We start from the raw sequence: 12,704 nt of genomic DNA, 5'->3' as shown, positions 1-12,704 counted from the left end.
GATTCGCGACAAACGCCGCACGACCGGATAACAGCGCGGCCGCTGATCCCGAAGAAACAGAAAACAACGCGATAGCCGGCAAACGGCACGGGGGAGAAGACCACATGGCAACGATTCAATTCGGCCGCGTGACGCGGGCGATCCTTGTAATGATGTGTTTGACGCTGGCACTGGCCGGCTGCAACGACGACAGCGATGTGGTGCTCGGCGGCACCCAGGCCGGCCAGAACGGCGGCGGCAGTGGTGGTAGCGCCAGCGGTGGGGGCACGCCGCCCACCGATTCCGGCACACCGGACGACGACAGCAGCGAACCCACGGTGCCGGTCAGCGAAAGCCGCGCCGGCACGGTCTATCGTCAGGCCCTTGAGGTCGACTCGACGGGCGATACCATCGTGATCCAGCTCATGGAACCCAGCGAACTCGTCGAGGGCGAAAGCTATCCGCTGGTGCTGCATGGCCACGGCTACGGCGGTTCGCGCAGCGTCGAACCGGACGCATTTCAGCAACAATTGCGGGACGCGGGCTACTACGTGCTGTCGATCGACGAGCGCGGCTTTGGCGAATCGTCGGGCACCGTGCGCGTGATGTCGCCCGACTTCGAAGGCCAGGACCTGATCGCCGTGCTCGACTGGGCCGAGGATCTCGAAGGCCTCGCTCGGCGCGCGAACGGCAAGATGAAGGTCGGCAGCTACGGCGGCTCCTATGGAGGCATGTACCAGTGGCTGCTCGCCGGGGCCGATCCCGAGGAGCGGCTGCGTGTACTCGCGCCGGATATCGCGCCTTTTGATCTCACCTATTCGCTCAACCCGAACAATGTCGTGAAGACCGGCTGGGTCTTGGCGCTGGTCGGCGCCGGCGAACTGCCGATTCTCGGGCTAGCGACCACGGGCGATCCCACCGCGCTGGTCGACGACGCGCTCGAGCAGTTCCAGCGGGCCGAGGGACTGCGCCAGGACCCGGTCATCTACGAAAGCGTCGTCCGCGGCGCACTGACCAACAACCTGCCCGATCCGGCGTCCAACCTGTTCCGTTATCACAGCCTGCGTTATTTCTGCGAAACCACGCCGGCCGCATCGCAGGCAGGTTTCACGCTCGGTGTTCCGGACCCGTTAGCCGTAGCGCCGGGCGGCCTCCACGAGCTCGATGCACTCATCACCCAGGGGTTTCGCGACACCCTGTTCAACTTCAACGACGCGGCCAACAGCTACGACTGCCTCAAGCAGCTCGGCGGCGACGTGCGACTGCTCACCCACCAGACCGGGCATGTGCTACCCGTCAGCCTTGGCGCGGTCGGCCTCGAAGAACCACTCGACCCGTTCTACGCCGCGCTCACGCTGCCCGGCTTTCAGGACGCCGGCGGTAGCCAGACCTGCGGCAGCCTCGATCTCTATGCGGTTACGTTTGCCTGGTTCGAGGAGAAGCTACGCGGCCAGACCGGCGCCATCGACAACGCGCTCACGATCGGCGACGACGTCTGCCTGAGTCTCGACGAGGGCGACGCAATCGCGGTCGACACGATCACCTTTGGCGGCGAAAGCCACGATCTGACCATGGACACGCCCGCCCTTTCCGGCGTGCTGGGGCTGCTCGGGGCGACGCTGGGCAGCGAAGGTCGCGAGCGCCTGCTTCAGACCCAGTCGATCTATACCGCGCCAATGGGTGGAGCGGTCCTTGCCGGCGTTCCCAAACTGTCTGTAACCATCGAGCCGACCGCTCTGCTGGAAGACGTGCTGCCGCTACCGAGGATCGCCCTGCTCGATCCCGACGCCTGCGTGGCCGCGTTACCGCTGAACTGCGATCCCGTGTATTTCTTCGCCCTCGGCAAGCGCGCGCCGAACTCCGAGCGCTGGGACCTGATCGACGATCAGCTGACACCGCTGCGCGGCTTTGGCACGCACGACCTCGACATGACCGGCGTGGCCGAGCGCCTGAGCGCGGGCGACGAGGTCGGCGTACTGATCTACGGCTTCCATCCGCAGTACCCGATCAGCTTCTCGCGAGATCTGTTCGTACCGGCCAGCACCATCAATGGCAACGTCGAGATTCCGATTCTCGACCCGCAGGAGATCGCGCGCGAAGGCGTCTGAGCTAAGGCGGGCAGCCGGCAGGGCTGCCCGCCTGCATCAGAACCGGTAGCCCACGCCCACGGTATAGATGATCGGGTTGATATCCAGCTCGATATCGGCGTCGCCCACGGCGATGTCCTCGCCGTAACCAAGCGCATCGAGGGTGGCGCCCAGCGCCTGATTGCGTACGCGTACGTTCACGTCGCTGAGCTCGCCCTTGACCGTGGCCTCACCGATATAGCGCACGTCGGCGAAACCAAAGAAGCCGTGCTCCGGATTGCCGATATCGATCCCCGCCTGCAAGACGTAGCCCGGCGTGGAGGACACATCGAAGCCCGGGTCGTTGACCTGGGTCAACACGTCGTTGGTGATCTCGGAGTCGAAGTTGTAGAGGTACACCGCGCCGCCACCGATATAGGGCCGAAAATACGAATCCGGGAACGGGTGATAGAGCAGCGTCATCATGATCGGCAGGCTCTTGACCGACCCCAGTTCGCGCCCGAGCGGCGGGATGCCGGTATCGAGCAGGCCGGTGGTGTCGTTGACCGCGCCGCCGAGGCCGTTGAGCAGATCCTGCAACGCCTCGCCGCCGATGATGCCCTCCGGCACCACGTTGCCGAGTCGCGCGGTCGGCGCCAGCGATTCATCGCGCAACGCCCCTTCCTGGGCGACAAAGCTGATATCAATCGGCTTGCCGATGATGGTCTCGAACGACAGATGCCGACCGGTACCGGGAATGTTGTAACCGAGCGCGATGGTGCCGATCGTCTGGTTGCTGATCGAGGCCTTGGCGCCATCCACTCCGCCATTGCCGATCGCGAGCGTGGCCGGGAATTTCACCCCGGACAGCTTCAGGTCGGTGCTTTCCAGACGCCCGAAATCGAGATAGCTCGCCCCCGGCTTCAGGTAAAGACGATCCTTGATATAGCGCTTGTAGAAGCCATCCGACTCGGCTGCCTCGCCCGTGTCCGGAACCGCAAGGCCGTCGCTATTCTCCACTGCCCGTGCGGGTGCCGTCACCGCGGCCAGCAGCAGACCCAGACCAATAAACATGAACCGAACATGGTCCGGTCGTTGGTTCCCGTTTTCAGGCATGCATCTCCTCCCTTGCGTATAACCCTAAACGTCGCTCGCACACGGATTCAGGTTACGCGTCCCAACGGTTTTGGGAATTTGTAACCATTTGTTTTTGATTCGCTTTTACGAAATAAAACCGCGATAAACGACGCAGCGGAGCCTAGCAACGGCGGCGCTCGGAAAACATGCCTTTTCGGCTATGGGTGGCGCGCGCAGACGGCCAAAAGCCGCGTCGCGACGGGCGTCGCGGCGGCTGGAAAGAAATTGAAATCAGCGCCTTATCGGCTGCCGTATCCCGAAATTCGCGCGCGCTTTGCGCAAAAATCGCCTATGAACAACGGGTTATCTGGATAGCCCGAGGCGTCTAGCGCGCCATCAGACGCTCGCAGGCTTCGCGATACTTGGCCGCGGTGTTGTCGATCACCTGCTGCGGCAGACGCGGGCCGGGCGCCGTCTTGTCCCAGTCCAGCGTTTCCAGATAGTCACGCACGTACTGCTTATCGAAGCTGGGCGGGCTCATGCCGGTGGCATATTCCGACACCGGCCAGAAACGCGAGGAGTCCGGGGTGAGCACCTCGTCGATAAGAACCAGCTCACCTACCTTGTCGACGCCGAACTCGAACTTGGTATCGGCAATGATGATGCCGCGTTCGCGCGCGTAGGCCGCTGCTCGCTTGTAGATCGACAACGTGGCATGGCGAATCTGCGTGGCGCGATCACGCCCGACCAGATCGACGACGGCATCGAAATCGATCGCTTCGTCGTGGTCACCGGCCTCGGCCTTGGTCGAGGGCGTGAAGATCGGGTCCGGCAGCTGCTCGGCCTGCGCCAGGCCCGCTGGCAGTTCGATTCCCGACACCGAACCACTCGCCTGATAGTCCTTCCAGCCGGAACCGATGATATAGCCGCGTGCCACGGCCTCGACCGGCAACGCGTCGAGACGCTTGACCAGCATCGCGCGCGTGCCGACCTGCTCGATCTCGTCGGCGGTGAGGATATCCGTCAGCGGCATATCGGCGCGGTGATTGGCGATATCGTTGGCGAAATGGTCGAACCAGAAATTGGAGACGGCCGTCAGCACGATGCCCTTGCCCGGAATCGGGTCCGGCAGGATCACGTCGAAGGCCGACAGTCGATCCGTCGCCACGATCAGCAGATGGTCGTCCCCCACGGAATAGACATCGCGAACCTTGCCGCGCATAAGCAGCGGCAGGCTGTGCAGATCGGATTCGAACAGCGTATCGGGCATGGCGCGGACGCCTCGTGGGCGCGGGCTGAAGAATGTGACGCGGGAATTCTAGCAGTGCGGGCGCTGCGCCCGGCACGAGTGCGCTAGATCAGACCAGTCCGTAGCGCCCGCCGGTGGCAATCACCACGATGACCAGGCCGATCACCAGATTGACCGTGGCGAAGAAACGCAGCTGGTTCATTGCCCGGCTCGCGTCCGCAAGCGCGCCCGCGGCCAGCGCAACCCGCACCCGTCGCCAGGGCGCGAAGAACATGTGCCCGAACAACAGGAACATGATCCAGCCCAGGCCCTGCATGAGATGAATATAGAGCGGCACGGCGCCCATGCCGCCGAGCGCAAAGATCATCGTGTTGCCGGTCACCAGCAGTACGATCACCGCAATCCACACCCACAGGAAAAAGCGCCCCATGGCGTTGGAAAGCAGCGGCAGGCGTTCGGCCAGCGGCACCGCCGAGGCGGCCGGCCGCAGGATGCCGACGAGGAAAAACAGGCCGCCAACCCAGATGACTGCGGCCAGCGCATGCAGCGCAACGAGATATGCCATTCCAGCTTGACTGACAGGGGTAATTCGCAGAGCGTAAACTAGCTCCGCCCGCCGATCCACGGTTTTTATCTATGTCTGTATCCAAGCTGCCGCCGCTTATCGCGCCTTCCATTCTCGCTGCCGATCTGGCGGCCCTGGGCGACGAGTGCGAAGCTGTCATCGACGCCGGCGCGGACTGGATCCATTTCGACGTAATGGACAACCATTACGTGCCCAATCTCACCTTCGGCCCGCCGGTCTGTGCAGCCTTGGCGAAGCGCCTGAAGGCCAAGCATCCGAACGTGCCGATCGATGTACACCTGATGGTCAAACCGGTGGATTCGCTGATCAGCGCCTTCGCCGATGCCGGGGCGGATTCGATCACCTTCCACCCGGAAGCCAGCGAGCACATCGATCGCAGCCTTCAGCTGGCGATTGATGCCGGCTGCAAGACCGGCCTGGTGTTCAACCCGGCCACGCCGCTGGAATATCTCAAGTACGTGCTCGACAAGATCGACATCGTGCTGATCATGTCGGTGAACCCCGGCTTCGGCGGCCAGAGCTTCATCGAGGAAGCGATCGGCAAGATCGCCGAGGCGCGCGAGATCATCGATGCCTCCGGCCGCGACATTCGTCTCGAGGTCGACGGCGGCATCAAGACAGAGAACATCGGTCGCATTGCAGCGGCCGGCGCGGATACCTTCGTGGCCGGTTCCGCCATCTTCGGCCAGTCCGACTATGCCAAGGTCATTAAGGACATGCGCGCCGAACTCGGCTGATCCCGGCCGCTTCAGGCCCAGAGCGTGTTGCCTGAACCGACTTGGCAAGGCGAACGAGATAAGTCAGCATTGCGTGAATTCGGCGCGGCTACGCGCGATAAGCGAACGACGACAGACATGGCATCGAATCGATCGAAAAACACCGCCAACTGCGCATTCGACGCAGCCTGGCGATGGCAAGAAGGCGACTGGCGGGGCTAACACCCCTTCATCCGGTCGCGCGTTTTCCGGTGGTTGCTGCAAACCGACGCGCGTACCCGTTTTCTTGACTGTCCTGATCGAGTGATCCCATGAACAATCCGTCTTCCCCGGACCGTAATTCGGCCCATCCGCTCCATGCCAAGCGCGTACCGCTGGTTGTCGAGGCGCTGGCCGATCTCGACACCCCGCTGTCGACTTATCTCAAGCTGGCCGACGCGCCCTATTCGTTTTTGCTGGAATCCGTTCAGGGCGGTGAGCGCTGGGGCCGTTATTCGATCATCGGCCTGCCCTGTGCCGAACGCATCCGCGTGCGCGGCAAGACCCTCGTTCACGAGCGCGACGATGAGGTGCTCGAAGAGATCGAGACCGACGACCCGCTCGCCTGGATTCAGGCTTTCAACGACGCCCGGCCGCTGCCGCGCCTGCCCGAACTACCGCGCCTGACAGGCGGGCTGGTCGGTTATTTCGGCTACGACACCATTCGTTATATCGAACCGCGGCTAGCCAAGGGCGCCAACAAGGACGACCCGCTCGACCTACCGGATATCCTGTTGCTGGTGGCCGAGGAACTGGTCATCTTCGACAACCTATCCGGCAAGCTCTATTGCGTGGCCCACTACGTGGACGGCGATAGCGCCGACCGCGAGCGCGTGGCCGCGCGGCTCGATCAGCTGCTCGACGCGCTCGAACAGCCGCTGACCACGAGCACTACCCGCGGCAGCACGAAGGACAGCGGCGCATCGACCACGACGCTCGACGACAGCCGTTTCGTTTCCGGTCTCACCCAGGCCGGCTACGAGGACGCGGTCCGGCGTATCCGCGACTACACCCAGGCCGGCGACGTGATGCAGGTGGTGCCCAGCCAGCGCCTGTCCGCGCCGTTCAACGCGGAGCCGATGTCGTTGTATCGGGCGCTGCGCAGCCTGAACCCGTCGCCTTATATGTATTACTTCAACTTCGGCGACCATCACGTCGTGGGCGCTTCCCCGGAGATTCTGGTGCGCGCCATGGACGGGGAAGTCACCGTTCGGCCGATCGCCGGCACGCGCAAGCGCGGCGCCACGCAAGCGGAAGACGAAGCGCTGGCCGAAGACCTGCTCGAAGATCCGAAAGAGATCGCCGAGCACCTCATGCTCATCGATCTCGGCCGCAACGATGTCGGCCGAGTGTCCCAGCCGGGCAGCGTGAAGCTGACCGAACGCATGGCGATCGAGCGCTACTCGCACGTTATGCATATCGTGTCGAACGTCACCGGCAAGCTAAAAGCCGGTCTCACACCGATGGATGCGCTGCGCGCGGCGTTCCCGGCCGGCACGCTTTCCGGCGCGCCCAAGATCCGGGCGATGGAGATCATCGACGAGATCGAGACGGTCAAGCGCGGCGTCTATGGCGGCGCGGTAGGCTATCTGGCGGGCAACGGCAGCATGGATCTGGCGATCGCGATTCGTACCGCGGTGCTCAAGGACGGCGAGATCCATGTGCAGGCCGGCGGCGGCATCGTCGCCGACTCGCAGCCGACCGCCGAATGGGAAGAGACCATGAACAAGGCCAAAGCCGTGATGAAGGCGGCGGCCATTGCCGAACGCGGCCTGTCGACACGCAACGCGGTCGGCAGCGGCCCAACCTACGGCCAGAACGACACGCCGGCCACGGCAGGCAGCAAGGGAGACGCATCATGATCCTGATGCTCGATAACTACGACTCCTTCACCTACAACCTGGTGCAGTATCTCGGCGAGCTCGAGGCCGAGGTGCATGTCGTGCGTAACGACCAGGTCACGGTCGAAGACATCGAGGAAATGAAGCCGAAGGGTATCGTCGTCTCACCCGGGCCGTGCTCGCCGGACGAGGCTGGCGTGTCGATCGAGCTGATCCAGCGCCTGGCCCATCGCCTGCCGATCTTCGGCGTGTGCCTGGGCCATCAGGCACTGGGCCAAGCCTATGGCGGCAAGGTGACCCGCGCGCGCCAGGTCATGCATGGCAAGACGTCGGTGATCCGACATACGGGCCGCGGCGTGTTCGAGAACCTCGCCGAGCCGCTGACCGCGACGCGCTACCACTCGCTCATCGTCGCCCGCGACGGCCTGCCGGATGATTTCGAGATCACCGCCTGGACCGAGAACGACGCCGGCGAGATGGACGAGATCATGGGCTTTATCCATACCCCCACCGGCGCCGAGGGCGTGCAGTTCCACCCCGAGTCGATCCTGTCCGAACACGGCCACGAGATGCTGCGCACCTTCCTCAAGCGCTGCGGCGAGTCCACGAAAGACGAGAACGCGTCATGATCGATCGCGAACTGATGAACCACATCGTCGCCGGGCGCGACCTGAGCGCGGATCGCATGCATGACGCCATGAAGGCGATCATGACCGGCGAAGCCACCGAGGCGCAGATCGGTGGCTTCCTGATTGCCATGCGCATGAAGGGCGAGACCGTCCCCGAGATCGCCGCGGCCACCGCGGTGATGCGCGAACTGGCGACCGATGTGCCGATTGATGACGCACTGGCCGAAGACCTGGTCGATACCTGTGGCACCGGCGGCGACGCCGCGGGCCTTTTCAATGTATCCACCGCAGCCGCATTCGCGGTTGCCGCAGCCGGTGGCCATGTGGCCAAGCACGGCAACCGCTCGGTCTCCAGTTCGTCGGGCAGCTCCGACCTGCTCGAGGCGGCCGGTGTCGCGATCAACACGTCGCCGGAACAGGTTGCTGAATGCATCCGCCGGCTGGGCGTAGGCTTCATGTTCGCGCCGGCGCATCACGGCGCGATGAAGTACGCCGTCGGCCCGCGTCGCGAACTGGGCGTACGCACCATCTTCAACATCATCGGCCCGCTGACCAATCCGGCCGGTGCGCGCAACCAGGTGATGGGCGTGTTCAACGGCCATCTCTGCGAGCCGCTCGCCGAAGTATTGCAGCGCCTGGGCAGCAGGCACGTGATGATCGTGCACGGTGAGGACGGCCTCGACGAGCTCTCGATCAATGCACCCAGCCGGGTCGCCGAACTCAAGGACGGCAAGATCGAGACGTACAAGATCGCCCCCGAGGATGTCGGACTGGAGCGCGGCTCGCTGGACGGCCTGCGTGTCGAGTCTGCCGCACAGAGCCTGGAGATTGTGCACGAGGTGCTGTCCGGCAAGCCGGGGCTGGCGCTCGACATGGTCGCCTTCAACGCGGGCGCGGCGCTTTACGTCTCCGGCCATGCCGTCGACATCACCGCCGGGGTGAACCTGGCGCGTGACGTGCTGCTCAGCGGCGCGGCCGGCGAACGCATGGCTGCCCTGGCCGAGCTCACCCAGACCATGACCGGCGCGACCGGCGTCGTACAACCATGAACGTCCGCACCACCGACACCATTCTCGACCGCATCCTGACGCGCAAACGCGAGGAGATCGAGGATTTCCGTGCCGCCACGACGGACGCCGAACTCGCGCGCGCCGTGGCGGCAGCCGACGCACCCCGCGGATTTGCCGACGCCCTGCGGGCCAAGGTGCCGCGCGCGGTGATCGCCGAGGTCAAGAAGGCCTCGCCCAGCAAGGGCCTGATTCGCGAGGATTTCGACGTCGCCTGGCTGGCCGAGCGCTATGCTGCCGGCGGCGCGGCCTGCCTGTCGGTGCTTACCGATCGCGACTTCTTCCAGGGCGACAACGACTTCCTTGCCGCCGCGCGCCGCGCCTGCGACCTGCCGGTATTGCGCAAGGACTTCATGATCGAGCCGATCCAGGTCGACCAGGCCCGTGCCTTGGGCGCGGACTGCATTCTGCTGATCGCCGCAGCCCTGTCGACCGACCTCATGCAGACCCTCGCCGCCCGTGCGTTCGAGCTGGGCATGGACGTGCTGGCCGAAGTCCACGACGGCGAAGAACTCGAGCGCGCGCTCGAACTGCCCGCGCAGACCATACTCGGCATCAACAACCGCGACCTGCGCACCTTCGAGACCACGCTCGACACCAGCCTCGCCCTGCGCGACGCCATCCCCGGCGACCGACTGCTGGTCAGCGAAAGCGGGATCCACACGCCGGCGGATCTAGAGAAGCTCGCCAACGCCGATTTTGGCGCCTTTCTCATCGGCGAGTCCTTCATGCGCGAACCTGATCCGGGCCAGGCAGTGGCGGCACTGCTGGGCACCCATGTGTCGACTGGTGCGCCGTAGCGCGGCACTGCCGCCATTAAAATGACATTAGACGTCATTTTTTTGAATGAAACCATGTTTCATTTCTCGTGCTCGAAGCTCGCCTAATCGGCATTCCACGTGCTTGATATTTTTAATTATTGTTTTTTATCAAGCGATTAGTCGGTTTCGCCTGGCGCTACACGTGTAGTCGCCACGTATAGGTTTGCGTCGCTTATTTGACACTCTATTAAATAATGCACGATCTAGTGTGACAATTTTTGTCAACGAATGCTCTCATCGTCCCAGAGCTCGCTGAGGCCAATGCGGCGAGCCGATCAACTACGAGGGAGACACACCATGAGGGCGAAACATCTTTTCGCGCTCCTGCTACTGAGCCTGGTACTGGCTCTGGCGGGATGCAGCGGAGACGAGGACATCAATCTGCCGCTGGGCAATGACAACGGCAGCCAGAACGATAACGGGGACGACAGCGACGACGACGGCGTTCCCGACGATGAAGACAACTGTCCGACGGCTGCCAACCCGGACCAACTGGACACCGACGGCGACGGCATCGGCGACGTCTGCGACAACGACGATGACGACGACGATATCGCCGACGATGTCGACAACTGCCCGCTGGTATCGAATCCGGACCAGACCGACAGCGACGGCGACGGCATCGGCGATGCCTGCGACGAGGACGAGGGCAACGGCGACAACGATGCCGACAATGACGGCATTCCGGACGACGACGATAACTGTCCGACCACGCCGAATCCGGATCAGGCGGATGCCGACAACGACGGCATTGGCGATGTCTGCGATCCCGGTAGCGACGTCGACCAGACGGCCTGCAGCTTCGGGACCGATTCGCCCTACACACCGTTGGCAAACGCCGACGGCTCGAGCAATATCTCGATCGACAGCGGCTCGAACGGTATCTGCCTACTGTGCGGCGTCGATGGCGATGAGAACGTCATCGATGACAATCTCGACAACGCCGCGCGCATGAACACCACCGTGGGCGCTCTCGGCGGCGCGAGCTTCCTGCGCGTCAGCGACAGCTCGCAGTCCTTCAGCGGCAACCGTCGCGTGGGCTTCGTGGTTTCGCGCCCAGACAACATCCTTACGCTCGATGTGATCCGCAACGCCGAAATCACGCTATTCGACGGGGACACAGAGGTCGCCAACTCTGGCGACACCGGCGTTCTCAATCTCGATCTACTGGGACTGATCGGCGACAACGCACGCCAGCTGTTACTGGTCACCGCGCCAGAAACGTTCGACTCCATCCAGATTGAGCTCAACGGTGCCGTGAACGCCGTATCCAACCTCGACGTGTATTCGGCCTGTGTCCAGAACGGCACGGTTCCGGATGGCGCGGGCGATGGTACGGATGACGACGCCACCGCGGCCGTGACCAGCGGCGTAAGCCAGCTCACGAACGCTCTGACCAGCATCGGCACCGATAACCCGGTGGCCGACGAGCTGAACACGGTCGTGACCGATCTCGTCGACTCCATCGAGGAACTCAACCTCACCGGCGAGAACACCAGCATCTCGACTGCGCTGAACAACACGCTATCGAGCCTGCAATCGGTACTCACCGGCTTCGCGCCAGGCGATACGCCCGACGCCCCCGCCCCGCAGGACCTCGTCGACCAGCTCCAGGATGCGCTGGCTGGCGGTGTGCCGGGCGGAGACGGTGACGACAACGCCCTCCTGATGGCCCTGGCACAACTGCAGGGCGCGCTGACCGGACTGGGTGATGGCGAGGATCCGGCTGCTGCTTTGCAACAGGCGGTCTCCGACTTCACCACACAGCTGCAGTCGCTCGGTGGCGATGCCGGCAGTGATGAACTGCAGGGTGTTCTGTCCCAACTGATGACTGCTCTCGGCCAGTTCGACCCGTCCAACGGCGACACCGACGTGCCGGAGCCGTTGGCCATGGTTCTCGAGACCTTGCAAGGGACCCTCCCTGGCCTGGAACCCGGCCAGGGTCCGGACGCCGACTCGGTCCAGGAAGTCGCTCAGCGCCTCCAGAACGCGCTGAGCGGCTTCACGCCGGGCGAAGTGGGTGGCGACAATGCGCTGACGCAGGCGCTGACCTCGCTCCAGACCCAGCTTGAGTCCACCCTGTCAGGACTCACCGGTGGTGAGCAGGATCCAACCGCGGCGCTGACTAGCGCACTCAATCAGCTACAGAGTGCGTTCGAGGATGCCAGTGGCGGCAGTATTGGCGGCGACCAGCTCACCAGTGCGGTCACCAATCTGCAGTCGACGCTGGGCGACCTGGCTGGTTCCGGCGAACAGCTGCCGGGACCACTGGCCGACGTGGTGTCGCAGCTCACCGAGGCCGTTAGCGACTTCGACCCGAGTAGCGGCAACGCCACCGACCTCAACAATGCGGTCGGGTCCATTCAGGATGCCCTAAGCGGCTTCTCACCCGGTGACCTGGGCGATGATTCTCCGCTTACCGGCGTCTTGGCGCAGCTACAGAGCACGCTGGACGGGCTGCTCGGTGGCCTGCTTGGCGGGCTGCCGCTAGGCGGTTCGGGTCTCGGCCTGCGCTGAGGCCAGTAGAGAGAACGCGTTCCGCCTGCCCCGCCCCCGGGCAGTCGGAGCGTCTCCCGGGAGGCGCGGGTAACCGCGCCTCTTTTTTTGTCTGTCGCCAGCCCCATCATCCCGAGA

Annotated in this window: 10 protein-coding genes; 7 read left to right on the top strand and 3 right to left on the bottom strand. The window is 63.9% G+C overall.

Annotated features, from left to right (window positions below):
• Window positions 1-104 precede the first annotated feature (104 nt).
• A complete protein-coding gene (locus SADO_RS16630) occupies window positions 105-2,087 on the top strand; it encodes an alpha/beta hydrolase (RefSeq protein WP_353113461.1) in 1,983 nt (660 codons plus the stop codon).
• A 36-nt stretch (window positions 2,088-2,123) separates the two neighbouring features.
• On the opposite strand, the gene SADO_RS16625 is transcribed toward SADO_RS16630, so the two are convergent.
• From SADO_RS16625 to SADO_RS16615, 3 genes are all read right to left on the bottom strand, one after another.
• Window positions 2,124-3,161, bottom strand: a complete 1,038-nt coding sequence (locus tag SADO_RS16625) for an OmpW/AlkL family protein (protein WP_353113459.1) — start codon at window positions 3,159-3,161, stop codon at window positions 2,124-2,126.
• Window positions 3,162-3,507: 346 nt separating this feature from the next.
• Window positions 3,508-4,392, bottom strand: coding sequence for a phosphoribosylaminoimidazolesuccinocarboxamide synthase (locus SADO_RS16620; RefSeq protein ID WP_353113457.1), 885 nt, complete (start codon window positions 4,390-4,392; stop codon window positions 3,508-3,510).
• Between the two features lie 88 nt (window positions 4,393-4,480).
• Complete coding sequence (locus SADO_RS16615; RefSeq protein ID WP_353113455.1) at window positions 4,481-4,936, bottom strand: CopD family protein; 456 nt, start codon at window positions 4,934-4,936, stop codon at window positions 4,481-4,483.
• A 71-nt stretch (window positions 4,937-5,007) separates the two neighbouring features.
• Between SADO_RS16615 and rpe the strand changes: the two genes are divergently transcribed.
• From rpe to SADO_RS16585, 6 genes are all read left to right on the top strand, one after another.
• Window positions 5,008-5,694, top strand: coding sequence for a ribulose-phosphate 3-epimerase (gene rpe, locus SADO_RS16610; RefSeq protein ID WP_353113453.1), 687 nt, complete (start codon window positions 5,008-5,010; stop codon window positions 5,692-5,694).
• A 290-nt stretch (window positions 5,695-5,984) separates the two neighbouring features.
• Window positions 5,985-7,574: an anthranilate synthase component I gene (gene trpE / locus SADO_RS16605; RefSeq protein ID WP_353113451.1), complete on the top strand. Its 1,590-nt coding sequence runs from the start codon at window positions 5,985-5,987 to the stop codon at window positions 7,572-7,574.
• Entirely contained in the window at window positions 7,571-8,182 is a 612-nt protein-coding gene (locus SADO_RS16600) for an anthranilate synthase component II (RefSeq protein ID WP_353113449.1), read from the top strand. Before trpE ends, SADO_RS16600 begins: the two co-directional genes overlap by 4 nt.
• Window positions 8,179-9,231 (top strand): anthranilate phosphoribosyltransferase, encoded by a 1,053-nt coding sequence (gene trpD, locus SADO_RS16595; RefSeq protein ID WP_353113447.1) that lies wholly within the window; start codon window positions 8,179-8,181, stop codon window positions 9,229-9,231. The genes SADO_RS16600 and trpD overlap by 4 nt, the downstream gene beginning before the upstream one ends.
• Window positions 9,228-10,049 (top strand): indole-3-glycerol phosphate synthase TrpC, encoded by an 822-nt coding sequence (gene trpC / locus SADO_RS16590; protein ID WP_353113445.1) that lies wholly within the window; start codon window positions 9,228-9,230, stop codon window positions 10,047-10,049. The genes trpD and trpC overlap by 4 nt, the downstream gene beginning before the upstream one ends.
• A gap of 318 nt (window positions 10,050-10,367) precedes the next feature.
• On the top strand, window positions 10,368-12,587 hold the full coding sequence (locus tag SADO_RS16585) for a thrombospondin type 3 repeat-containing protein (protein WP_353113443.1): 2,220 nt from the start codon (window positions 10,368-10,370) through the stop codon (window positions 12,585-12,587).
• Window positions 12,588-12,704 lie beyond the last annotated feature (117 nt).

It is taken from the genome of Salinisphaera dokdonensis CL-ES53, assembly GCF_040361215.1.
Classification (GTDB): Bacteria; Pseudomonadota; Gammaproteobacteria; order Nevskiales; family Salinisphaeraceae; genus Salinisphaera; species Salinisphaera dokdonensis.
Note: the sequence above shows the minus strand (reverse complement) of the source record. Positions and strands in the feature narration are given on the sequence as shown.